This is a genomic window from Pseudomonas sp. GW822-FHT04H02, assembly GCF_058800645.1.
Genome location: NZ_JBXAMM010000004.1, coordinates 99,412 through 120,880, shown reverse-complemented (window position 1 = coordinate 120,880; position 21,469 = coordinate 99,412). Strand labels below are relative to the sequence as shown.

The 21,469-nt window shown below is 63.4% G+C and carries 24 protein-coding genes; 10 read left to right on the top strand and 14 right to left on the bottom strand.

All coding sequences use genetic code 11. The features are described from left to right. Positions 1–4: 4 nt before the first annotated feature. From AC1RMG_RS18060 to AC1RMG_RS18030, 7 genes are all read right to left on the bottom strand, one after another. A complete protein-coding gene (locus AC1RMG_RS18060) occupies positions 5–397 on the bottom strand; it encodes a VOC family protein (RefSeq protein WP_011061699.1) in 393 nt (130 codons plus the stop codon). Positions 398–485: 88 nt separating this feature from the next. After that, the gene (locus AC1RMG_RS18055) at positions 486–2,126 is read right to left on the bottom strand and encodes an ABC-F family ATP-binding cassette domain-containing protein (RefSeq protein WP_493169788.1); all 1,641 of its coding nucleotides are present in this window, start codon (positions 2,124–2,126) and stop codon (positions 486–488) included. 178 nt (positions 2,127–2,304) lie between these two features. Further along, positions 2,305–3,342: a DNA topoisomerase IB gene (locus AC1RMG_RS18050; RefSeq protein WP_015635896.1), complete on the bottom strand. Its 1,038-nt coding sequence runs from the start codon at positions 3,340–3,342 to the stop codon at positions 2,305–2,307. Between the two features lie 80 nt (positions 3,343–3,422). Then, positions 3,423–4,505 carry a molybdenum ABC transporter ATP-binding protein gene (gene modC / locus AC1RMG_RS18045; protein ID WP_011061696.1) on the bottom strand — a complete coding sequence of 361 codons (1,083 nt, stop codon included), beginning with the start codon at positions 4,503–4,505 and terminating at the stop codon, positions 3,423–3,425. 4 nt (positions 4,506–4,509) lie between these two features. Further along, on the bottom strand, positions 4,510–5,190 hold the full coding sequence (gene modB, locus AC1RMG_RS18040; protein WP_015635894.1) for a molybdate ABC transporter permease subunit: 681 nt from the start codon (positions 5,188–5,190) through the stop codon (positions 4,510–4,512). Then, positions 5,191–5,958 carry a molybdate ABC transporter substrate-binding protein gene (gene modA, locus AC1RMG_RS18035; protein ID WP_011061694.1) on the bottom strand — a complete coding sequence of 256 codons (768 nt, stop codon included), beginning with the start codon at positions 5,956–5,958 and terminating at the stop codon, positions 5,191–5,193. It lies immediately after the preceding gene. A gap of 174 nt (positions 5,959–6,132) precedes the next feature. Then, complete coding sequence (locus AC1RMG_RS18030) at positions 6,133–7,197, bottom strand: NAD(P)H-dependent flavin oxidoreductase (protein ID WP_015635893.1); 1,065 nt, start codon at positions 7,195–7,197, stop codon at positions 6,133–6,135. Between the two features lie 214 nt (positions 7,198–7,411). Here AC1RMG_RS18030 and AC1RMG_RS18025 point away from each other — a divergent pair, with 214 nt between their 5' ends. Next, positions 7,412–7,900, top strand: coding sequence for a GyrI-like domain-containing protein (locus tag AC1RMG_RS18025; RefSeq protein ID WP_011061692.1), 489 nt, complete (start codon positions 7,412–7,414; stop codon positions 7,898–7,900). On the opposite strand, the gene ada is transcribed toward AC1RMG_RS18025, so the two are convergent. The 5 genes from ada to AC1RMG_RS18000 form a co-directional block, all read right to left on the bottom strand. After that, positions 7,852–8,937: a bifunctional DNA-binding transcriptional regulator/O6-methylguanine-DNA methyltransferase Ada gene (gene ada, locus AC1RMG_RS18020; RefSeq protein ID WP_011061691.1), complete on the bottom strand. Its 1,086-nt coding sequence runs from the start codon at positions 8,935–8,937 to the stop codon at positions 7,852–7,854. The genes AC1RMG_RS18025 and ada overlap by 49 nt on opposite strands. 85 nt (positions 8,938–9,022) lie before the next feature. Beyond that, positions 9,023–9,703, bottom strand: a complete 681-nt coding sequence (gene alkB, locus AC1RMG_RS18015) for a DNA oxidative demethylase AlkB (protein WP_011061690.1) — start codon at positions 9,701–9,703, stop codon at positions 9,023–9,025. Then, complete coding sequence (locus AC1RMG_RS18010) at positions 9,693–10,409, bottom strand: 2OG-Fe(II) oxygenase (RefSeq protein WP_262212027.1); 717 nt, start codon at positions 10,407–10,409, stop codon at positions 9,693–9,695. Before AC1RMG_RS18010 ends, alkB begins: the two co-directional genes overlap by 11 nt. A 103-nt stretch (positions 10,410–10,512) precedes the next feature. Beyond that, a complete protein-coding gene (locus AC1RMG_RS18005) occupies positions 10,513–10,683 on the bottom strand; it encodes a hypothetical protein (RefSeq protein ID WP_015635890.1) in 171 nt (56 codons plus the stop codon). A 29-nt stretch (positions 10,684–10,712) separates the two neighbouring features. Then, positions 10,713–11,015, bottom strand: coding sequence for a DUF1883 domain-containing protein (locus tag AC1RMG_RS18000; protein WP_011061687.1), 303 nt, complete (start codon positions 11,013–11,015; stop codon positions 10,713–10,715). 211 nt (positions 11,016–11,226) lie between these two features. Here AC1RMG_RS18000 and AC1RMG_RS17995 point away from each other — a divergent pair, with 211 nt between their 5' ends. From AC1RMG_RS17995 to AC1RMG_RS17980, 4 genes are all read left to right on the top strand, one after another. Continuing rightward, a complete protein-coding gene (locus tag AC1RMG_RS17995; RefSeq protein ID WP_125062405.1) occupies positions 11,227–11,577 on the top strand; it encodes a hypothetical protein in 351 nt (116 codons plus the stop codon). 297 nt (positions 11,578–11,874) lie between these two features. After that, positions 11,875–12,525, top strand: a complete 651-nt coding sequence (locus AC1RMG_RS17990; protein ID WP_011061685.1) for a c-type cytochrome — start codon at positions 11,875–11,877, stop codon at positions 12,523–12,525. 65 nt (positions 12,526–12,590) lie between these two features. Beyond that, positions 12,591–13,442, top strand: coding sequence for a c-type cytochrome (locus AC1RMG_RS17985; RefSeq protein ID WP_370059508.1), 852 nt, complete (start codon positions 12,591–12,593; stop codon positions 13,440–13,442). Positions 13,443–13,511: 69 nt separating this feature from the next. Then, positions 13,512–13,742: a hypothetical protein gene (locus tag AC1RMG_RS17980; protein ID WP_011061683.1), complete on the top strand. Its 231-nt coding sequence runs from the start codon at positions 13,512–13,514 to the stop codon at positions 13,740–13,742. Between the two features lie 14 nt (positions 13,743–13,756). On the opposite strand, the gene AC1RMG_RS17975 is transcribed toward AC1RMG_RS17980, so the two are convergent. After that, positions 13,757–14,038 (bottom strand): hypothetical protein, encoded by a 282-nt coding sequence (locus AC1RMG_RS17975; RefSeq protein WP_011061682.1) that lies wholly within the window; start codon positions 14,036–14,038, stop codon positions 13,757–13,759. Between the two features lie 465 nt (positions 14,039–14,503). On the opposite strand from AC1RMG_RS17975, the gene galU reads away from it, so the two are divergent. Then, entirely contained in the window at positions 14,504–15,343 is an 840-nt protein-coding gene (galU, locus tag AC1RMG_RS17970; protein ID WP_011061681.1) for a UTP--glucose-1-phosphate uridylyltransferase GalU, read from the top strand. Positions 15,344–15,473: 130 nt separating this feature from the next. Beyond that, complete coding sequence (gene gorA, locus AC1RMG_RS17965) at positions 15,474–16,832, top strand: glutathione-disulfide reductase (protein WP_041118540.1); 1,359 nt, start codon at positions 15,474–15,476, stop codon at positions 16,830–16,832. Here the strand turns inward: gorA and AC1RMG_RS17960 are convergent, their stop codons facing one another. Then, positions 16,833–17,840, bottom strand: a complete 1,008-nt coding sequence (locus AC1RMG_RS17960) for a DNA-binding protein (RefSeq protein WP_475263973.1) — start codon at positions 17,838–17,840, stop codon at positions 16,833–16,835. Between the two features lie 180 nt (positions 17,841–18,020). On the opposite strand from AC1RMG_RS17960, the gene AC1RMG_RS17955 reads away from it, so the two are divergent. The 3 genes from AC1RMG_RS17955 to ahpF all read left to right on the top strand — a co-directional run bounded on the left by AC1RMG_RS17955 (position 18,021) and on the right by ahpF (position 21,364). Next, complete coding sequence (locus tag AC1RMG_RS17955) at positions 18,021–18,959, top strand: site-specific integrase (protein ID WP_011061678.1); 939 nt, start codon at positions 18,021–18,023, stop codon at positions 18,957–18,959. Positions 18,960–19,110: 151 nt separating this feature from the next. Further along, entirely contained in the window at positions 19,111–19,674 is a 564-nt protein-coding gene (gene ahpC, locus AC1RMG_RS17950) for an alkyl hydroperoxide reductase subunit C (RefSeq protein ID WP_011061677.1), read from the top strand. Between the two features lie 124 nt (positions 19,675–19,798). Then, positions 19,799–21,364 (top strand): alkyl hydroperoxide reductase subunit F, encoded by a 1,566-nt coding sequence (ahpF, locus tag AC1RMG_RS17945; RefSeq protein ID WP_011061676.1) that lies wholly within the window; start codon positions 19,799–19,801, stop codon positions 21,362–21,364. Positions 21,365–21,469 lie beyond the last annotated feature (105 nt).

Here is a 21,469-nt window from a genome sequence, read left to right as displayed (position 1 = left end):
GCGTTCAGGGCGCGACCGGGGTGCACAGCTCCACTAAAGTGCCGTCCGGGCAGCGCACATAGGACACCGTCTGCCCCCAGGGCTTGCTTGTGGGGGGCGCCAGTTCCCGGGCACCGTGCTCCAGGGCCCGGGCATGGGCCGCCTGCACGTCTGCGGTGACCAGCCCCAGTTCCATGCCCAGGGGCTTGGGCGAGGAGTGAGCCGCCACATGGCCGGCCGGGAAATTCATTTCTGCCAGGTCATGGTCGGCGAAGGCTAGGGTAGTGCTGCCGGTTTCCAGCTCGCCATAGGTGCCGGATTCGTGGAGAAACCGCCGCTTGAAACCAAAGGCCTGCTCGAAAAAGCGCAAGGAACCTTCGACTTCGGGTACGTAGATGATGGTGTATCCGAACTGCATGGCGTGACGCTCCTGTCCATGGATTGTGAGGCGGCGAATCTAGCACGGGCCTGCGGCTGCGCAGGGCCCGTCGTTGTAAGCCGCTGTTTCATGGCTGCTGCTCCCTGAGGTGCCAGCCCAGGGCCGAGCATTGCAGCTCATGGGTCGGCGCCAGGGCCTGGAGAAAGGCCTGATCGTGGGAGGCCACCACCAGGGCCCCGGGAAAGTCCCGCAGGGCGCATTCGAAGGCCTGCACCGATTCCAGGTCCAGGTGGTTGGTGGGTTCGTCGAGCAACAGCAGTTGGGCTGGGTTGCCGCCCCACAGGGCCAGGGCCAGGGCGGCTTTCAGGCGCTCGCCGCCGCTCAGTTGCGCGCAGGGTTGCAGCACCCGCCGGGCATCCAGTTGCAGGCGTGCCAGGCGGGTACGCAAGGCGCTTTCCTCCAGGGGCGTGGCGGCGTTGCCCAGTTGTTCGAGCAGTGAGTGTGCGGGATCGAGTTGCGCCAGATGCTGATCCAGATAGGCACTGGCTACCGCCACTCGGCATTCGCCGCTCAGTGGCTGCAACTGGCCGGCCAGCAGTTTCAGCAAGGTGGACTTGCCGCAGCCATTGGGGCCGACCAGGGCGATGCGCGCCGGGCCGACGACGTTGCAGGTGAGGCGGCTGGCCGGGGCTTGCGGGTCCAGCCAGGGCAGTTGCGCCTGCAGCAGACTTAATACCGGCTGGCCGGCCTGCAAGGTGGTGGCGGGCAGAGTGAGCAAGGTCGGTGACTGCGCGCCGACCCGGGCAAAGGCGTCGCGCACCTGCTCGTCGAGCTCGCTCTTGTGCCCCTGATGGGTGTGGCGTACCTGGCCCATGATGTCCCGCGCGGCGCCGAGCAGCTTGGCCCGTTCGAAGCCTGAGACGTTGGCGGTCTTGGCGTACCGGCGCGAAGCCGCGGCGTGGCGCTGGATGGTGTCGTGTTCCCGTTGCAGGCGCTTGTGCTCGCGGCTGCGCTGGGTACGCGCATGGTCCAGCGCCGCCTGCGCCGCCTCGCTGTGGGCCTGGCGCTGCGCCTGGTACAGCGCATAGTTGCCGCCATAGACCTGGGCGCCCTGGGGGCCGAGTTCGACGATGCGTTGCACCTGCATGAGCAACTGGCGGTCATGGCTGACCAGGATCAGCCCTCCACGCCAGCCTTGCAGTTGTTCCGTCAGCCAGCGCCGGCCGTGGCGGTCCAGGTGATTGCTGGGCTCGTCGAGCAGCAGCAGGTCGGCGTTGCCCAGCAGGGCGCCGATCAGCACCACCCGGGCCAGTTGGCCGCCGCTGAGGACGTCCGCCGGGCCCTGCGGTTCCACGTGCTCCAGGCCGGCTTCATCCAGGGCCAGGCGCAGGCGCTGGGCCAGGTCCCAGCGATCATCCACCCGGTGCAGGTCTTCCAGGCTGGCGCTGCCGTCGGCCAGGCGCTGCAGGGCGCCCAGCGTCTCGGCGAGGCCGGCGACCTGGGCCACGCTCTGCCCCGGCTGTATCTGCGGGTCCTGGGGCACATAGGCCACGCTGGCAGTGTGGCTGATGCTCCCGGAGGAGGGTTGCAGCTCGCCGGCGATCAGGCGCAGCAGCAGGGACTTGCCCACGCCATTGCGCCCGACGATGGCCGTGGGCAGGCGATCGAAACTTAGGTTCAGGGCATCAAGCAGGGTTTCGCCATTGGCGAATTGATAGGTCAGCTGGTTCAGGGAAACCAGTACGGGCAGCCGGGTGACGTGAGTCATCAGCACCTCCGGAAAATGTGGCAACAGGCCAATGAGCGCTAGCAGTGCTCATCGCGGATACATTTTTGGAAGGCTTAGTTGTTCACGTCGGCAATCGTCCTTGGACGGGAAAGAAGGTGCGTAGCCTAACCTCAGAATTCTCTGACTGACAAGTACGCAAATTCGAAGGTGGCCGTCGTCAGGCCGGTTGGGCCTCCTTCGCCAGGCGCCGCAGAAAGTTCGCCAGGCCCGCTTCCTCGGCCTTCAGGCCCTGGCGGGCCCGGGCCTTGGGCAACTGCGCCAACTCACCGAGGACGAAGCGCTCCAGCAGCGCCGGATGGATGTAGCACTTGCGGCACACTGCCGGAGTGTTACCCAGTTCCCGGGCCACTTCCTTGACCGTTGCCACTATGTGTTTCTTCGCCTCGGCCTGGGGCTCCCAAGGCTGCTGGCGCAACCGCTCCAGGGCCAGGACGCTGCCGGCCCAGGTGCGGTAGTCCTTGGCGGTGAAGTCGGCTCCGGTCAGTTGCTGGAGGCAGGCGTTGATGTCCGACGAGCTGACGTGGTGCCGTTGACCGTCTTCGTCCAGGTACTGGAACAGCTGCTGCCCAGGCAACTCCAGGCAGCGCTTGACCACCCGTGCCAGGCGCGGGTCCTTGACGGTGATCTGGTGCTCGACCCCGCTCTTGCCACGGAACTGGAAGTGGATGGCGCTGCCGCTGACCTGTACATGGCGGTTGCGCAACGTGGTCAGGCCGTAGGAGCGATTGTCCCGGGCATACTGGCTGTTGCCGACGCGGATCAGGGTTTCATCCAGCAGCAGGATCAAGGTGGCCATGACCTTTTCCCGGCTGAAGCCTGGCACCGCCAATTGCGCCTGCAACTGCCGGCGCAGCTTGGGCAAGGCGTTGCCGAACGCCAGCAGGCGAGCGTACTTGTCACCGTCGCGCACTTCGCGCCAACGCGGGTGGTAGCGGTACTGCTTGCGGCCCCTTGCGTCGCGGCCGGTGGCCTGCAGATGGCCTTTGGGGTCGGGGCAGATCCACACCTCTGCGTAGGCCGGGGGAATCGCCAGGGCGTTGATCCGCTGTACCTCGGCGGCCTGGGTAAGGCGCTGGCCCTGGGCGTCGTAGTAGACGAACTTGCCCCGCAGCTTGCGCCGCCGGATGCCCGGCTGGCGGTCGTCGGTGTAGTGCAGGTCGGCGGGCAGGGCGGGGGTATCGCAAGCGTCGGGCATGGCGGCAGGTCCTGGGCAAAGTGCGGGCCGGTAGACCATGGACCGCGGCCTCGGCCAAGGGTGCCGATTTTCTCTGCGGTTTACGCCAGGACGGCCACTGCCTTGATCTGTGCCCAGAGTTGCTGCCCGGGGTGCAGGCTCAACTGGTCCCGGGAGAAGCGGGTGATGCGCGCCAGCAACGGGCTGCCCGCCACGTCCAGACGCACCAGCACATGGGCGGCGTTGTCCGCGGGGATTTCGTCGCGCACCGTTACCGGCAGGCGGTTGAGGATGCTGCTGTGCTCGCTGTCCTGCAGGCTCAGGCTGACGTCCCGGGCCTGGACCTTGAACCGCAAGGCCTTGCCCAGTGCCAGAGGCTCGTGGGCCACGCGGATAGTCAGCTGGCTGCCGGGCAGTTGCAGGGTCAGCAACTGGTAGTCCGGGTCGTAATGGCTGACCCGGCCTTCCACCACCACGCCCGCGTCGTCACCCAGGGCCAGGGGCAGGTCCAGGCGCGCCAGGGTCTCGCCCACGGGGCCGCTGGCCAGGGCCCGGCCATCGCTGAGCAGGACGATATGGTCGGCCAGGCGCGCCACTTCATCCTGGGAGTGGCTGACGTACAGCACCGGGATATCCAGCTCGTCGTGCAAGCGTTCCAGGTAGGGCAGGATCTCGCTTTTGCGTTTCGAATCCAGGGCCGCCAGGGGCTCGTCCATCAGCAGCAGCCGCGGGCTGGTGAGCAGCGCCCGGGCAATGCCGATGCGCTGGCGCTCGCCGCCGGAAAGGTGCTGCGGGTGGCGCTGCAGCAGGTGGCCGATGCCCAGCAGTTCAGTGGCCTGGGCCATGTCCACCCGGCGCTGTGCCTTGGCAATGCGCCGCAGGCCGAATTCCAGGTTGGCTTGCACGGACAGGTGGGCGAACAGGCTGGCCTCCTGGAACACATAACCCAGGGAGCGCTTGTGGGGCGGGACGAACAGCTTGCGCTGGCTGTCCTGCCAGACTTCGTCGTTGATCTGGATGCGCCCGCGGCCGGCTTTTTCCAGGCCGGCGATGCAGCGCAGGCAGGTGGTCTTGCCCGAGCCCGAATGTCCATACAAGGCTGTTACCCCGCGCCCTGGCAGTTGCAGGTCGAGATCCAGGGCGAAGTCCTGGTAGCCCAGGTGCAGCTTGACGTGAATGCTCATCGGCTCAGCTCCAGCCGGCTTTGGTCTTGCGGCTGGAGTACAGCGCCAGCAGCACCAGGAACGAGAACACCAGCATGGCCCCGGCCAGCCAGTGGGCCTGGGCGTATTCCATGGCCTCGACGTGATCGTAGATCTGCACCGAGACCACTCGGGTCTTGTTGGGGATGTTGCCGCCGATCATCAGCACCACGCCGAACTCGCCGACGGTGTGGGCAAAGCCGAGGATCGAGGCTGTGATGAAGCCTGGCCGCGCCAGGGGCAGGATCACCGTGAAAAAGGTGTCCCAGGGGTTGGCGCGCAGAGTTGCGGCCACTTCCAGGGGACGGCTGCCAATGGCAGAAAAGGCATTTTGCAACGGCTGTACCACGAAGGGCATGGAGTAGATCACCGAGCCCAGCACCAGGCCGGCAAAACTGAACGTCAGGGTGCCCAGCCCCAGGGACTGGGTGAACTGGCCGAAGAAGCCGTTGGGCCCCAGGGCCAGCAACAGGTAGAAACCTATCACCGTGGGTGGCAGCACCAGGGGCAGAGCCACCACGGCGCCGATCGGCCCCCGCAGCCAGGAGCGGGTGCGCGACAGCCACAGGGCTATCGGAGTGCCGACCACCAGCAGGATCAGCGTGGTCAGGGACGCCAGCTTGAGGGTCAGCCAGATGGCGGAAAAATCGGCACTCGACAGGCTCATTTACAGTTGGTAGCCGTAGGACTTGATCACCGCGGCGGCTTTTGGCCCCTTGAGATAGTCCACCAGTGCCTTGGCGGCCGGGTTGTCCTTGCCCTTGTTGAGGATGACCGCGTCCTGCTTGATCGGGTCGTGCATCTGGGCCGGGACGATCCAGGCCGAACCGCTGGTGACCTTGCCGTCCTTGTAGATCTGCGACAGGGCGACGAAGCCCAGCTCGGCATTGCCGGTGGAAACGAACTGATAGGCCTGGGTGATGTTCTGGCCTTCGACGATCTTGTCCTTGACCTTGTCGGTCAGGCCCAGCTTGGCCAGTACCTGGGTTGCGGCCAGGCCGTAAGGCGCGGCTTTCGGGTTGGCGATGGACAGATGCTGGTACTGGTTGTCCTTGAGCACCTGGCCCTTGGCGTCGACGTAGCCGTCCTTGGCCGACCACAGGGCCAGGGTGCCGATGGCGTAGGTGAAGCGCGAGCCCTTGACGATGTCGCCTTCGCTTTCGAGCTTTTGCGGGGTGCTGTCGTCGGCCGAGAGGAAGACTTCAAAAGGCGCGCCGTTCTTGATCTGGGTATAGAACTGCCCGGTAGCGCCGTAGGCGGCCACCAGTTTGTGCCCGGTGTCTTTCTCGAAGTCGGCGGCAATCGCCTGGATCGGTGCGGTGAAGTTGGCGGCCACCGCGACCTGTACTTCATCGGCCTGGGCCGAACCCAGGGCGAAGACAGCGAGCAGGGCGGCGAGGCAAGTCGGGGCAAAACCTGAGGCGCGAAGGTTCATCAAACAGCTCCATTGGGGGGACGGATGCGTTGGGCAGTGAGTTATTGGAAGGGGCCTGCACCAAGGCGAGGGGGAATCGCTATATAGCGGAATATATAGCGATTTGTCGATGAACGGAACTCTGTTGCCAGCGCTTGTTGCCCGGGCCGCGATGTGGATCGCGGCTCTAGTGAATCAGCGTCTGCGCAGTTGTGCCAGGGTTTGTTCGGCCAGGCGCAGGGTCAGTTCGTAGGCGGGCAGTTCCACCCCCAGGCGCAGGGCCTGGCCGGACCAGAGGTTGGCGAAGTCCGCCTCGTCCTTGGCACGCAGCGGCATCAAGGCGCCGCCGGCCCGGGGGAAGGCCGGCGCCAACGGGCTGATGGGGCCGATTTCGCGCATGACGCGGTTGACGATGCCCCGGGCCGGGCGCCCGGTGAACAGGTTGGTCAACGCGGTTTCGCTTTCCTTGGCGTGGCGCAGGGCATGGTGGTGGGCGGCGCTGACCTTGGCTTCCGGGGTGAACAGGTAAGCGGTGCCCAGTTGCACCGCCGAGGCTCCCAGGGCCAGCGCCGCGACGATGCCCCGGGCATCGCCGATGCCGCCGGCGGCAATCACCGGCAGTTGCACCGCGTCGACGATCTGCGGCACCAGGGCCATGGTGCCGACCTGGCTGTTGAGATCGTCGCCGAGGAAGATTGCCCGGTGGCCGCCGGCTTCGTAGCCCATGGCGATGATCGCGTCGCAGCCGCGCTCCTCCAGCCAGAGCGCTTCATCGACGGTGCTGGCCGAGGACAGCACCTTGGCTCCGGTGGCCTTGACCCGGGCCAGCAACGAAGGCTCTGGAAGGCCGAAGTGGAAACTCACGACTTCAGGGCGCAACTCTTCCACCAGTTGGCAGGTGCTCTCATCGAAGGGCGCGCGGTTGCTGACCGGGGTCGGAGCATCGAAGTCGGCGCCCAGCTCGCGATAGTAGGGCTCCAGGGCGTTCTTCCAGCGTTGCTCGTGTTCGGCATCGACGGGCTGCACCTGGTGGCAGAAGAAGTTCAGGTTCAACGGGTTCTGCGTGGCTGAGCGAATCACCTGTACTTCCTGGCGGATCTGCCCGGCGTCGAGCATGGCGCAGGGCAGGGAGCCCAGAGCACCGGCCCGGGAGGCGCCGATCACCATGGCGGAGCCGGAGGGGCCGGCCATGGGCGCTTGGATGATGGGCAGGGCGATACCCAGCAGGTCTAAGAGGCGGCGATCAGTCCATTGGCTCATTTGCGGGAATTCTCCGTCGGCAGGTTTAGACGATGCAGCCCGTGGTTTTTATCAGGAGATGGCGCCCCGAGGCCAGCTGACTTTTCCACGGGGCTCGATTCCAGGCCTTTGCAACCGATACGGCGGCCGCTGCCGACGGCTGTCGGCGGCGTCGATCCGGCGCTAGACTGCGGCGGATATTTTTCCTCATCGCACCCCTCAAGGAAGGCTGACCATGGATGTAAAACTGCGTGAAGTACTGCCGTTCAGCGTTGCAGGCCTGCAAGTAAGGACCCTCAACGCCGCCGAGCAACAGGCCGACAGCGCCCGGATCGGGCCGATGTGGCAGCGCTTCTATGTCGAGGGGCTGTTCGACAAGATCAGCCCTCGCCAGGCTGATTCGTTCGTCTACGGCGTCTATTCCAACTACGAGTCCGATGCCAGCGGGCACTTCGACGTGACCGCCGGCGTGGCGCTGGAAGGTGCCTGCGCCGACTACCCGAGCGTGGCTGTCCAGGGCGGGGACTACCTGGTGTTCAGTGCCAAGGGCGCTATGCCCGATTGCGTGATCCAGACCTGGGGGCTGATCTGGGCCTACTTCCAGGACAACCCCCAGGTCCGGCGCGCCTTCGCCACGGATTTCGAGGTCTACACCAGTGCCGATTCGGTGGCGATCTACATCGGCATCGAGGCCTCGCAGGCCGCTTCGCGCTCCAGCAACTGACGCTTGCGTTCCACACCCCAGCGGTAGCCCGAAAGGCTGCCGTCGCTGCGTACCACCCGGTGGCAGGGAATGGCCACCGCCAGGCTGTTGGCCGCGCAGGCCTGGGCCACGGCGCGCATGGACTTGGGCGCGCCAATGCGCTGGGCAATTTCGGCGTAACTGGCGGTGCTGCCCAGAGGAATGCTCCTCAGGGCCTGCCATACCCGCTCCTGGAACACCGTGCCCTGCAGATCCAGGGGCAGGTCCAGGCCAATGGCCGGGGCCTCGATAAACCCCACTACCTGGGCGACCAGGCGCTCGAAATCGCGGTCGGCACCGATCAGGTTGGCCCGGGGGAACTTGTCCTGCAGTTGCTCCAGCAGCGGGCCGGGTTCATCCCCCAGGAGAATCGCACACACACCGCGCGCGCTTTGCGCCACCAGTATTGCCCCCAGGGAACACTGGCCGAGGGCGAAGCGGATATCGGTGTTGGGGCCGCCGGCGCGGTAGTCGCTGGGCGTCATGCCCAGCAACTGGTCGGCCGCTTCGTAGAAACGGCTGTTGGAGTTGAAGCCGGCGTCATACAGGGCTTCGGTGACCGACTGGCCGCGTTCCAGGTGGGAGCGTACCTTGCGTGAGCGTTGCGCGTTGGCATAGGCCCGGGGGGTCAGCCCGGTGGCGGCCTTGAACACTCGGTGAAAGTGATAGCTGCTCATGCCGGCCTGCTGCGCCAACTGGCCCAGGCTGGGCGGTGTTTCGGCGCCCTCGATCTGCCGGCAGGCCAGCGCCACCAGCGTGGCATGGTGCGCCGCGACCTGGGTCTGGTCACTGGCCAGGCGCTTGCTCGGGCGGTAGCCGGCGGCTTCGGCTTGCTCGGCGCTGTCGAAGAATTCGACATTCTCGGCCTTGGGCAAGCGCGACAGGCTGCTGGGGCGGCAATAGACGCCGGTGGTGCGCACGGCGTAGACAAAGCTGGCGTCGGCGCTGGCATCGCGCTTGAGCACGGCTTGCCAGCGGGGGTCCTGTTCGATGCGGTGCTTGCGCGACAAGGCGGTCATGGTCGGTACTCGGTAAGCGGTGGCGGCCAGATTAACCAAGCTGGGGCCGTTCGGCACTCCGGGTCTTGCGCTTGAATTCTCAACGTCAGCCGGCCCGGCGCAAGGTCAGGTTGATCCGTTGCTGGCCCAACAGCGGGTGGTGGCCGTCCTTGAGGGCCAGCACTCCGTGATAGCGCAGGCGGTCGACGCCGCCCCAGACCACCACATCGCCATGCAGCAGCGCGACCCGTTGGCTCTTGTCGCTGCGCTGCCGGCCGCCGAAGAGAAAGATCGCCGGCAGGCCCAGGGACAGGGACACGATAGGGGCTGAGTAGTCGCGCTCGTTCTTGTCCTGATGCAGTGACATCTTTGCCCCCGGCCGGTAGCAGTTGATCAGGCAGGAGTCCGGGGCGAACCCGGGAAAGCCGGCAGCCTCGGCCGCGGCTTCGGCCAGCTCCTGGAATACCTTGGGCAGTGCTGGCCAGGGGCGCTGGCTTTGCGGGTCGATGGGGCTATAGCGGTAGCCGCTGCGGTCGGTGGTCCAGCCCAGTTGCCCGCAACTGCTGAGGCCCACCGACATGGTGAAGCCGCCGGGCGTCTGCATCTGGCGAAAGGGCGCAGCGGCGAGCACGGCATCGAGTTGCGGCAGCAGCGCTTCGACCCAGGGCAGGGCGAAGCCGCGCAATACCCGGGATTGTGGGCCCAGGACCTCGACGCGGGCAGGCTGCTGCAGGTCGCTGTCACTGAACAGCCCGAGGGTGGCTGGGCCGCCATCATTACAGTGCATCGTGAAAAATCACTCCAAGGGTATGGCGTTGGCCACTGTGAATGCGGCTGACACCGTGGCGCAAGGTCACCCGATAGTGCCCGCGCGCTCCGGCTACCGGGCGATGATGCACGGCGAAAACCAGCCCATCACCCTGCTTCAGACCAATGACCTGCGGCCGCGATTGCATGCGTGGGCGCTGTTCGGTGAGCACCAGTTCACCGCCGCTGAAGTCGCTTCCCGGCTGCGACAGCAGGAAGGCCACTTGCAAGGGGAATACGTGCTCGCCGTACAGATCCTGGTGCAGGCAGTTGTAGTCCCCGGGGCCGTATTGCAAGAGCAAGGGCGTCGGGCGCATCTGCCCGGCGTCGTGGCAGCGCTGGATGAAGGCGGCGTGTTGCGTCGGGTATTGGGCGTCGATATTCATCAGGCGGTTCCAGCGGTTGGCCTGGTCCACCAGGCGCGGGTAGAGCAACTGGCGCAATTGCGCCACGGGCTCCGGCAGCGGATAGCCAAAATACTGGTACTGGCCACGGCCAAAACCATGGCGGGCCATGATCACTTTCGAGCGAAACAACTCGGGGCTCTGGTAAAGCCGGCTCAGGGCCTGGCATTGCGCTGGAGTCAACAGGCCTTCGAGGCGGGCGCAGCCATCCTGGTCGAGGGCCTGCTCGATGCGGGCCCAATCCAGTTGTTGCAAGCGATCGTGTAGCGAGGGGGCAGGCATGGCGGGAGTGTCCTGGGCGGTAGGGAACCCGGCCAGTCTGCGGCACGGTTGGCCGCCGAACACTCCGTTGCTTGCGCTTGAATCGGTGGTGCGCAGCGGCGCTCTACAAGGCCTTGCTGACGCTGACGTCGCTGATGACATCGTCGGACTGGCCATGCAGCGCCTCGAGGGCGGCCCGGGCTTCTTCCTCGGAGCCGGTCTGCAGCTGGGCGAATTCGAAGCGGCGCTCACCGTTGAGCTTGTATTTGATGACGTACTTGGTGGTCTGGGGCACGGGGCTACCTGTTGTCGCGAGGGGAGGGCTTAGCGCAGTTTCGAACTGGAGCGGCGAATGATGCGGATCGAATGCGTCAGGTTCGGCTTGCGGGTCACGCTGATGGGCCGACGGTTGACGGTGTCGATGGTGATGTTCCAGAAGCCAGTGCTGGGGGCGGTGATCTTTGCCGGGAACTTGTCGAAGGCGCCGCCGTGATAGGTATGACGGCCGCCGTTCTTGAAGCTGCGGAAGTTGGCGTCGCTCATCAGGCGAATGTTGCAGACCTGGGAGCATTCGATGACGACGATATCGTCTTCGTTCAGGTGCTCGCGCTGGTGGATGAATTTCATGGGCGCCTCCAGAAGGGCTATAGCTACAAAAGCAAAAAACGTTTGCGTGGGCGGTGGCGCAGTTTATCAGGCCCAAAGGAGTATTATTCGGCCCCGGCGTCGAGCTTTGACAATTTAAAACAGTTATTTGGATTTTTATCGGCGATAAAGCCGTGCCTCCGGAGAAAAACAGCGTCTTTGCTGTCGGAGGGACTTTATTGGAGGTTTTTACATGAAACGCTGGGTGTGGGTTCTGGTCTTGGCCATCGGCGGTTGCGCAAGCGTCTCGGACATCAACCAGACACCGCCAACCCTGAGCGTGATTTCCGGCAAGAAGCCTCAGGAATACGCCAAGTGCCTGACCGACAAACTCTCCGGCAGCCGCGGCGCGCTGCAGGTCGAGCCACACAAGGACGGCTTTCGGGTGCTAGTGCCCCAGAGCCTGTCGCCGGCCCCGGCTGCGGTGTTCTACATTGAAGAGCGTTCCGGTGGCAGCAGCATCAAGCTGCACGAGCAGATGAGCAACAACCCCTTGCGCCCTCAGGATGTGCGCAAGGCCGGTGAGTCCTGTATTTCCGGCTGAGCCGTTGCTCCCTGCGGGTGACCGGCCCCGGTTACCCGCTTGCATCCCTTCTCCAGACTTTGCCCCAGGCCCCGGGTAGCGCCGCCAAGCGCGGCCCGGGGCTGCTTTTGCGTGGGCAGAAGCCTTGTTGCACTGCGGCGATTAGCCGCTTTTTTTCGCCTGGTAAAACCTTGTTTTGCTGTTCGGTATTCGATAGGCGCGGGGCAATTTCGCGTTGTCCCGGTGGATCAATTGACCTACTATTTGTGTGCTTATGCCATGCAGGTCTAAGCATATAACTAGAATAATGGAGTCCATATGATCCCACTGGATCGAATGCTATTGAGTGGCCTGATGCTGCTGTTGGTTCAAACTGCCCATGCCGTGGAGGGGCAGAAAGTCTTTACCCAGGGAGGCGCCCAGCCGGGGGCGACGGCTTGCCTGGCCTGCCATGGCGCCGATGGCATGGGCCTGGCTCCGGCCGGGTTTCCACGCCTTGCCGGGTTGCCAGCGGGATATCTGGGCAAGCAGTTGCACGACTTTCGCAGCGGCGCCCGCACCAGCCCTGTGATGCAACCGCTGGCCAAGGCCTTGAGTGAAGAGGAAATCACCGCGGTCACCACGACCCTGGCCGCCATGCCTGCGCCCAAGCTGGCTCCTGTCAGCCGTAGCCAGGTGGCCACCGGTGTCGGTGAGCGCCTGGCCCTGCGTGGTGCCTGGGAACGGCAAGTGCCCGAGTGCGTCAGTTGCCACGGACCGGGTGGCGTGGGCGTCGGTACCGCCTTCCCACCCCTGGCCGGGCAGCCTGCCAGCTACCTGGTGGCACAGCTCAACGCCTGGCGTGAAGGTACCCGCCACAACGACCCCAATGACCTGATGGGGCACATCGCCAAATCCCTGAGCGCCGAAGAAGTGGCTGCCGTGGCGGACTACTTTGCAACCTTGAACTCCCAGGAGGCGCGCCCATGAAACTATTGATTCCAGGGGCGCTGCTGAGCCTGCTCGCGATCCAGGTCCAGGCCGCCACCATCGCCATGGAGGACCAGTCGCAGATCCCGGCGCCGAGCGCTTCCGCCCATGTCGAGTACTTCAAGCCGCCGGCTGAAAGCGAGCTGCCGGACAATGCCTACGGCAAGCTGGTACGCGAAGGCTACGCCCTGTTCGTCGATACCAAGCGCCTGGCGCCGCAGTTCGTTGGCAACGGCCTCAATTGCAGCAATTGCCACCTTGATCAGGGTCGCCTGGCCAACTCGGCGCCACTGTGGGGCGCGTACCCGATGTACCCGGCCTATCGCAAGAAGAACGACAAGGTGAATACCTTTGCCGAGCGCCTGCAAGGCTGTTTTCAGTTCAGCATGAACGGTGGCAAGCCGCCGGCGGCGGACAGTCCGCAGATTACCGCGCTGTCGGTGTATGCCTACTGGCTGGCGAGCAAGGCGCCGCTGGGCGTCGAGCTGCCCGGGCGCGGGTATCCCGACGTGGCGCAGCCCGCCAAAGGCTACGACCTCAAGCAGGGTGCGACGGTGTATCAGGCGCAGTGTGCGGTTTGCCACGGTGACAACGGCCAGGGCCAGAAGGCCGGTGCGGATTACGTGATGCCGCCACTCTGGGGCAAGGATTCCTACAACTGGGGTGCAGGGATGCACCGGATCAATACTGCGGCGTCCTTCATCAAGCACAACATGCCTCTGGGCAAGGGCGGCAGCCTGAGCGATCAGCAGGCCTGGGACGTGGCGGCGTTCGTCAACAGCCACGAGCGGCCGCAGGACCCGCGCCTGGTGGAGGGTTCCATCGAGAAGACCCGGGTCAAGTTCCACGCCAATGATGGGGTGAATTTGTACGGTCAGACGGTAGAAGGCGTGCTGATAGGCCAGGGCATCCGATAAACTAGCGCCCATTGTTGCCGGTGCCGCCCGGGCTCACGCCTGGGCGGCATCGATTTTTTGGGAGAAAGCATGAAGCGGGAAGATGTCAGGGCAAAGCATGCAGAGGGCTTGATCTCTGCCACCCACGTGATCCAGAACCCGGCCAATTCAGGGGAATGGATTGTGTTTTTCAAGAAGAGCGCCGGGCGCAGCTATTTTCTGGTGGACGACAGCGACGAGGTGGAGTCTTTCTGCCGTCTCGACGACCTGATCGAAACCATTCGTGGCCTGGGCATCAAGTTCGCCGAAATTCATATGTAGAGGGCGTGCGCCTTCTACTTGCAGACCACTACCACGCTGCGGCTCTTATAGTTGCCAACATCGACGCCGAGGGTCTTGTCGCTTTCCTTGGTGGCGGGCGTGCCGACAGTGCTGACGATCCGATAGCCGGTGCCGGCGCAGGACGCCTCGGCTTTCTCGTAACAGCTGGCCCAGGAGCTGGCCTCGCCAGAGCAATCGATGCTCAGGCCTTGTTCGCCATTGGCCAGGTAGGTATTGGAGGCGGTGGCACATCCACTCAGGGCCAGTACTGCGGTGACAGTGAAAAGTCTGTTCATGGGGGATTTCGTCATCTGAGGGGGAGGGGGTGAAGTGGCCGTGCATGCCAGTGGCGATGCTATAGCTAATGGCCATTTCGGTACAGCACGTCACCTTAGTCCTCCGCGGGCCTGCAAAAGTGCCGCAGCCCCTCTGGGTGAGGGAGTTGTGGTGCCTGCGGGTGAACATCGCCAGGGCGAAAACGGTGCCATCATGGAGTCCGGATGGCCCGCCTTGGCCGTTGAGTCGAGGGTGTGCCTGGTCGATGCCTGGGGCATTCCGGCAACCCTGTGCAGGTGCCGGTTTACAAGCGCTGCGCGGTGATGGAGGTTTACCTGGCAGGCTATCTGGAGGATGCTGCGGAACTATCCGGCACTTTATTTCTCTATGATGGCAGCGGTTAGCCAGCGCGGGGCATTGTAAGGCGCTCGCGCCCTCATTAGACTGCGCCGAAACTCGTACACACAGCCTTTTTAAGGACTCATATGATCAAGAAATGCTTGTTCCCAGCAGCCGGTTACGGTACTCGCTTCCTGCCAGCGACTAAAGCCATGCCTAAAGAAATGCTGCCGGTGGTGAACAAGCCACTGATCCAGTACGGCGTTGAAGAAGCGCTGGATGCCGGATTGAATGAAATCTCCATCGTGACCGGCCGCGGCAAGCGCGCCCTCGAAGACCACTTCGACATCAGTTACGAGCTGGAAAACCAGATCAAGGGCACCGACAAGGAGAAATACCTGGTCGGTATCCGCAAGCTGCTGGACGAGTGCTCGTTCTCCTACACTCGCCAGACCGAAATGAAAGGCCTGGGCCACGCCATTCTGACTGGCCGCCCGCTGATCGGTGACGAACCCTTCGCCGTGGTGCTGGCGGACGACCTGTGCGTCAACCTCGAAGGCGACGGCGTACTGACCCAGATGGTCAAGCTGTACAAGCAGTTCCGCTGCTCGATCGTGGCCATCCAGGAAGTCGATCCGCAGGAAACCAACAAGTACGGCGTGATTGCTGGCGAGATGATCCGTGACGACATCTACCGCGTTCACAGCATGGTCGAGAAGCCAAAGCCGGAAGACGCACCGTCGAACCTGGCGATCATCGGTCGTTACATCCTGACTCCGGACATCTTTGACCTGATCGAGCAGACCGAGCCGGGCAAGGGTGGCGAGATCCAGATCACCGACGCCCTGATGAAGCAGGCGCAGAACGGCTGCGTGATGGCCTACAAGTTCAAGGGCAAGCGTTTCGACTGCGGTGGTGCCGAAGGCTACATCGACGCAACCAACTTCTGCTTCGAGAACTTCTACAAGACCGGCAAGGCTTACTGATAGCCGCTGCACGGGTTTTTCGGAAAAGCCACCTTCGGGTGGCTTTTTCATTTGTCGCCCTTATGTAGACCTCTGCGCTGACCCGATCGCCATCTGCGGTTATGCTTGTCAGCCTGCCTGGGAGAGTGAAATGGCCTACGATTTTGATCTTTATGTAATTGGTGCCGGTTCCGGCGGTGTGCGCTGTGCGCGATTCGCGGCGGGTTTTGGCGCGAAGGTCGCGGTCGCTGAAAGCCGCTATCTGGGCGGTACCTGTGTCAACGTCGGCTGCGTGCCGAAAAAGCTGCTGGTGTACGGCGCGCACTTCGCCGAAGACTTCGAGCAGGCCTCGGGTTTCGGCTGGTCCCTGGGTGAGGCGAATTTCGATTGGGCGACCCTGATCGCCAACAAGGATCGCGAAATCAATCGCCTCAACGGCATCTACCGCAATCTGCTGGTCAACAGCGGCGTGACCCTGCATGAAGGCCACGCCAAGCTGATCGATCCGCACCAGGTAGAGGTCAACGGCCAGCGCTACAGCGCCAAGCACATCCTCATTGCCACCGGCGGCTGGCCACAGATCCCGGATATCCCGGGGCGTGAGCATGCCATCAGTTCCAACGAGGCCTTCTTCCTCAAGGAGCTGCCCAAGCGCGTGCTGGTGGTGGGCGGTGGCTACATCGCGGTGGAGTTTGCCGGGATCTTCCATGGCCTGGGCGCCGATACCCAGCTGTTGTATCGCGGTGAGTTGTTCCTGCGCGGTTTCGACGGCGCAGTGCGCAAGCACTTGCAGGAGGAACTGACCAAGCGTGGTTTGGGCCTGCAGTTCAATGCCGACATCGAGCGCATCGACAAGCAGGCCGACGGCAGTCTTGAGGTCACCCTCAAGGATGGTCGCAAGCTGGCCGCCGATTGTGTGTTCTATGCCACCGGGCGCCGGCCGATGCTGGACAACCTGGGGCTGGAGAATACCGGCGTGAAGCTCGACAAGCGCGGTTTCATCGAAGTGGACGAGCAGTATCAGAGCAGTGAGCCGTCGATCCTGGCGATTGGCGATGTCATCGGCCGCGTGCAACTGACGCCGGTGGCCCTGGCCGAGGGCATGGCCGTGGCTCGGCGCCTGTTCAAGCCCGAGCAGTACCGTCCCGTGGATTACCAGATGATTCCTACGGCGGTGTTCAGCCTGCCGAACATCGGTACCGTCGGCCTCACCGAAGAGCAGGCGCGAGAAGCGGGGCACAAGGTGCAGATCTTCGAGAGCCGCTTCCGGCCGATGAAGCTGACCCTGACCGACTGCCAGGAACGCACTCTGATGAAGCTGGTGGTGGACGCCGACAGCGACAAGGTCCTGGGGTGCCACATGGTCGGCCCGGATGCCGGTGAAATCGTTCAGGGCCTGGCGATTGCCCTGAAGGCGGGGGCGACCAAGCGCGACTTCGACGAAACCATCGGCGTGCACCCGACGGCCGCCGAAGAGTTCGTCACCATGCGTACGCCTGTCGCGGGCTGATCAAGCCTTCGCAGGTGCGTCTGGCTGGGCCTTGGTGGCAGCAGCCAGGCGCAACGCCTCCAGGCCGGCCTCGGCCTTGGTGGCGCGCAACTCCATCTCCTTGCTCGATCGAGCCTGTTTCCTGGTTTGTTCCTTGAGTGCCTGAACTTCTTCCTGGGCAACGCGCAGGCGTTCCTGGAGCAGGGTGCTTTCGCTGTCCTGGCGGGCGACCTGTTCGCTCAGGCGGGCCTGCAGCGCCGAATTCTTGCTGGCGGCATCCTGGGCTTGCTTGAGCTCTTTGTGGATGGCGCGCTGTTCGCTGAGCAGGCGCTCGTTATCGCGATGCAGTTGGGTGATCTCGTCCTGGCGTACCAGCGCGCTCTGTTGGGCCTGGCGCAGCTCCATCTGGATCTGTTGCAGCTGCCCTTCGTGGCGGCGCTGCTCCTGTTCGCGCTGTTCCTTGCTGGCCGCGCGGTAGTGCTCCAGGGCGTCCCGGGCATGCAGGTGCTTTTCCTCCAGGGAGTGGATCTGCTGCTCCTTGTCCTCCAGCCGCAGCTCAAGGCCCTTGAGTGCCTGGTTGAGTTCGGCGTTGCGGGTCTGTTCGCTCTGCAGCATGGAGCGAGTGTCTTGCAGGGCGGCGCTTTCCCCGGCCAGGGCGCTGGCCTGAATCTGCAACTGCTGTTGCAACTGCTCCTGAAGCTGGTGGGCTTCGTTCAACTGGTGTTCCAGCACCTGCTTCTGTTCTTCGAAGTGGGCGAGGGCTTGCGCCAGGGGTTCCTGGGCCTGCTCCTGCAGGCGTTGCGCCAGGCGCCCCACCAGTTCACCCAGTTCTTGGTCCAGGGGTGCAGGGCCGCTGTCACGCCGGCTGGCGCCGTCATCCAGCTCCTTGAGATAGCGGTGGATGGTGGTTTTCGAGCCGGTATTGCCCATTTCGATGCGTACTGCATCGATGCTGGGGTGTTCGCCGCGGGCAAGAATCGCCTGACGCGCTTTCTTCACCACCGCCTTGTTTATGCCTCCGCGAGCCATGCATCCTCCGACGATTTAGTACTGTGTTACGTGGTATGTAATTACATTGAATTGTACAGCAGATGTGAAATTATCAAAAGCCTGAAACTGACATGGGATATTATGGTATTACCCCGTGTGATAGGTGCTGAGGGCGGTTTCCGCCAGCCATCGCCGTACATTTGACTGAGTTGAGCTGCCATGAGCGAGCTGGATCGTTATCTGCAAGCCGCCACCCGCGACAACACCCGTCGCAGCTATCGGGCGGCCATCGAGCATTTCGAAGTGCAGTGGGGCGGTTTCCTTCCGGCTACGGCCGAAAGCGTGGCCCGCTACCTGGCCGCCTATGCCGGTGAGCTGTCGATCAATACCCTGCGGTTGCGCCTGTCGGCCCTGGCCCAGTGGCACAGCAGCCAGGGCTTTGCCGACCCGACCAAGGCACCGGTGGTGCGCCAGGTGTTCAAGGGCATCCGTGCGCTGCACCCGGTACAGGAAAAACAGGCGCAACCCTTGGAGCTGCAGCACCTGGAACAGGTCGTCGCCTGGCTAGATGAGGAGGTGGCGAGTGCCGCAGCTGAACAGCGCCAGGGGGATCTGTTACGTGCCCGGCGTGATCGGGCGCTGATCTTGCTGGGCTTCTGGCGGGGCTTTCGCAGTGATGAGCTGTGCCGCTTGCAGATCGAGCATGTGCAAGCGGTGGCCGGGTCGGGCATCAGCCTCTACCTGCCCCGCAGCAAGAGTGACCGTGACAACCTTGGGCGGACCTTTCACACCCCGGCCTTGCTGCGCCTGTGCCCGGTGCAGGCCTATATCGAGTGGATCAACAGCGCGGCGCTGGTGCGCGGGCCGGTGTTTCGCGGCATCAACCGCTGGGGGCGCCTGAGCGAGCAGGGGTTGCATGCCAATAGCGTGATCGCGTTGCTGCGCCAAGCCCTGGAGCGTGCCGGTATCGCTGGCGAACACTACACCAGCCATTCCCTGCGCCGGGGCTTCGCCACCTGGGCGCACCGCAGCGGTTGGGATCTGAAATCACTGATGAGCTATGTCGGCTGGAAGGACATGCAGTCCGCCATGCGCTACGTCGAGGCCAACCCGTTCATGGGCATGGCGCGCATCGGCGAGAAGCCGGTACAGCAGTAGATTAAGGTTTCTTCTATTAATACTGTTGGCTGATAGTCAAAACCAATCGGCAGTATCAGGTTTGCCAATGAGCCAAGGGGCGATTCATTGGTTAGGATTCTCCCCATCAAGTTTTCACCCAATGTTCTCAACCACTGATGGAGAGTCAACGATGCCTATCATCAACAGCCAAGTTAAACCCTTCAAAGCTACCGCATTCAAAAACGGCGCATTCGTCGAAGTGTCGGACGCCGATCTGAAAGGCAAATGGTCTGTCGTGTTCTTCTACCCGGCTGACTTCACCTTCGTGTGCCCAACCGAGCTGGAAGACCTGGCCGACAACTACGCCGAATTCCAGAAGCTGGGCGTCGAGATCTACAGCGTTTCCACCGACACCCACTTCGCCCACGCTGCCTGGCACAACACTTCGCCAGCCATCGGCAAGATCCAGTACACCATGATCGGCGACCCGACCCTGGCCATCTCCCGCAACTTCGATGTGCTGATCGAAGAAGCCGGTCTGGCTGACCGCGGCACCTTCGTGATCAACCCTGAAGGGCAGATCAAGATCGTTGAAATCAACGACGGCGGTGTAGGCCGTGACGCTTCCGAGCTGCTGCGCAAGATCAAGGCCGCTCAGTACGTCGCTGCTCACCCAGGCGAAGTCTGCCCAGCCAAGTGGAAAGAAGGCGAGGCCACCCTGGCTCCGTCCCTGGACCTGGTCGGCAAGATCTAAGTCCATGCATTACCCAAGGGCGGTGATCCGCACTTAAGTCAGCTGCACCGCCCTCAAACAACGCCCGGGCGAGATTCGCTCGGGCGTTGTTTTTTCTACCGAATCAAAACAGGAGATCGCCCGTATGTTGGACGCCAATCTTAAAGCTCAGTTGAAGTCTTACCTGGAACGGGTCACCCAGCCGATCGAGATCGTAGCCTCCCTCGACGACGGTGCGAAATCCCAGGAAATGCTCGCGTTACTCAAAGACATTGTCAGTCTTTCCAACCAGATTACCTTGCTCGATAACGGCAGCGACGCGCGCAAGCCTTCGTTCTCGTTGAATCGCCCGGGAAGTGATATCAGCTTGCGTTTCGCCGGTATTCCCATGGGCCACGAATTCACTTCCCTGGTGCTGGCCCTGCTGCAAGTAGGTGGCCATCCATCCAAGGCCAGTGCCGAGGTGATCGAGCAGATCCGCTCGCTCAAGGGCGAGTTCAATTTCGAAACCTACTTCTCGCTGTCCTGCCAGAACTGCCCGGACGTGGTCCAGGCGCTGAACCTGATGGCGGTGCTCAATCCCAACATCCGTCACGTGGCCATCGATGGCGCGCTGTTCCAGGCCGAAGTCGATGAACGCAAGGTCATGGCGGTGCCCAGTGTCTACCTCAATGGCGTGAACTTCGGCCAGGGGCGCATGGGGCTGGAGGAAATCCTCGCCAAGCTCGACACCGGTGCGGTGGAGAAGCAGGCGCAGAAACTCAACGCCAAGGAAGCCTTCGACGTGCTGGTGGTCGGCGGTGGTCCAGCGGGTGCTTCGGCAGCCATCTATGCCGCTCGCAAAGGCATCCGTACCGGTGTGGCTGCCGAGCGTTTCGGTGGCCAGGTGCTGGACACCATGGCGATCGAGAACTTCATCTCGGTGCAGGCAACTGAAGGGCCGAAGCTGGCCGCCGCCCTGGAAGAGCACGTCAAGCAGTACGACGTGGACATCATGAACCTGCAGCGGGCCAGTGCCCTGGTGCCGGCCAAGGAAGTCGGCGGCTTGCACGAGATCCAGTTCGAAAGCGGCGCCAGCCTCAAGGCCAAGTCGGTGATCCTGGCTACCGGTGCCCGCTGGCGCGAGATGGGCGTGCCGGGTGAGCAGGAATACAAGGCCAAGGGCGTGTGCTTCTGCCCGCACTGCGACGGCCCGCTGTTCAAGGGCAAGCGTGTGGCGGTGATTGGCGGCGGCAACTCCGGTGTCGAAGCGGCCATCGACCTGGCGGGTATCGTCAGCCACGTGACCCTGCTGGAGTTCGACAGCAAGCTGCGGGCGGATGCGGTGTTGCAGCGCAAGCTCTTCAGCCTGCCCAACGTCAAAGTCATCACCAGCGCCTTGACCAGCGAAGTGAAGGGTGACGGCCAGAAGGTCACCGGCCTGGCCTACAAGGACCGTGATTCGGGCGAGTTCCACACGGTGGACCTGGAAGGCATCTTTGTGCAGATCGGCCTGTTGCCCAACACAGATTGGCTCAAGGGCACCGTCGAGCTGTCGCCTCGTGGCGAGATCATCGTCGATGCCCGCGGCGAGACTTCGCTGCCTGGGGTATTTGCTGCAGGTGACGTCACCACGGTGCCCTACAAGCAGATCGTGATAGCCGTGGGCGAGGGCGCCAAGGCTTCCCTCAGTGCATTCGATCACTTGATCCGTACCTCAGCACCGGCTTGATCGGTCGCTTAGAAAAACAAAACCCCATGAGCCTGGCTCATGGGGTTTTTTATTGCTGTGCCGGCAGGCACCGGCTTGTCGCTGAAGTGGCCGCTGGGTCTTGCG

Coding starts and splice junctions, on each gene's coding strand:
- AC1RMG_RS18010 (WP_262212027.1), bottom strand. CDS start 10,409: ATGCCTGCCCCCTCGCTACACGATCGCTTGCAACAACTGGATTGGGCC.
- AC1RMG_RS17980 (WP_011061683.1), top strand. CDS start 13,512: ATGAAGCGGGAAGATGTCAGGGCAAAGCATGCAGAGGGCTTGATCTCT.
- AC1RMG_RS18030 (WP_015635893.1), bottom strand. CDS start 7,197: ATGAGCCAATGGACTGATCGCCGCCTCTTAGACCTGCTGGGTATCGCC.
- AC1RMG_RS18060 (WP_011061699.1), bottom strand. CDS start 397: ATGCAGTTCGGATACACCATCATCTACGTACCCGAAGTCGAAGGTTCC.
- AC1RMG_RS17990 (WP_011061685.1), top strand. CDS start 11,875: ATGATCCCACTGGATCGAATGCTATTGAGTGGCCTGATGCTGCTGTTG.
- AC1RMG_RS18050 (WP_015635896.1), bottom strand. CDS start 3,342: ATGCCCGACGCTTGCGATACCCCCGCCCTGCCCGCCGACCTGCACTAC.
- modB (WP_015635894.1), bottom strand. CDS start 5,190: ATGAGCCTGTCGAGTGCCGATTTTTCCGCCATCTGGCTGACCCTCAAG.
- modC (WP_011061696.1), bottom strand. CDS start 4,505: ATGAGCATTCACGTCAAGCTGCACCTGGGCTACCAGGACTTCGCCCTG.
- AC1RMG_RS17985 (WP_370059508.1), top strand. CDS start 12,591: ATGGAGGACCAGTCGCAGATCCCGGCGCCGAGCGCTTCCGCCCATGTC.
- AC1RMG_RS18055 (WP_493169788.1), bottom strand. CDS start 2,126: ATGACTCACGTCACCCGGCTGCCCGTACTGGTTTCCCTGAACCAGCTG.
- ada (WP_011061691.1), bottom strand. CDS start 8,937: ATGACCGCCTTGTCGCGCAAGCACCGCATCGAACAGGACCCCCGCTGG.
- ahpF (WP_011061676.1), top strand. CDS start 19,799: ATGTTGGACGCCAATCTTAAAGCTCAGTTGAAGTCTTACCTGGAACGG.
- galU (WP_011061681.1), top strand. CDS start 14,504: ATGATCAAGAAATGCTTGTTCCCAGCAGCCGGTTACGGTACTCGCTTC.
- alkB (WP_011061690.1), bottom strand. CDS start 9,703: ATGCACTGTAATGATGGCGGCCCAGCCACCCTCGGGCTGTTCAGTGAC.
- ahpC (WP_011061677.1), top strand. CDS start 19,111: ATGCCTATCATCAACAGCCAAGTTAAACCCTTCAAAGCTACCGCATTC.
- AC1RMG_RS17995 (WP_125062405.1), top strand. CDS start 11,227: ATGAAACGCTGGGTGTGGGTTCTGGTCTTGGCCATCGGCGGTTGCGCA.
- AC1RMG_RS17975 (WP_011061682.1), bottom strand. CDS start 14,038: ATGAACAGACTTTTCACTGTCACCGCAGTACTGGCCCTGAGTGGATGT.
- AC1RMG_RS17955 (WP_011061678.1), top strand. CDS start 18,021: ATGAGCGAGCTGGATCGTTATCTGCAAGCCGCCACCCGCGACAACACC.
- AC1RMG_RS17960 (WP_475263973.1), bottom strand. CDS start 17,840: ATGGCTCGCGGAGGCATAAACAAGGCGGTGGTGAAGAAAGCGCGTCAG.
- AC1RMG_RS18000 (WP_011061687.1), bottom strand. CDS start 11,015: ATGAAATTCATCCACCAGCGCGAGCACCTGAACGAAGACGATATCGTC.
- AC1RMG_RS18025 (WP_011061692.1), top strand. CDS start 7,412: ATGGATGTAAAACTGCGTGAAGTACTGCCGTTCAGCGTTGCAGGCCTG.
- modA (WP_011061694.1), bottom strand. CDS start 5,958: ATGAACCTTCGCGCCTCAGGTTTTGCCCCGACTTGCCTCGCCGCCCTG.
- gorA (WP_041118540.1), top strand. CDS start 15,474: ATGGCCTACGATTTTGATCTTTATGTAATTGGTGCCGGTTCCGGCGGT.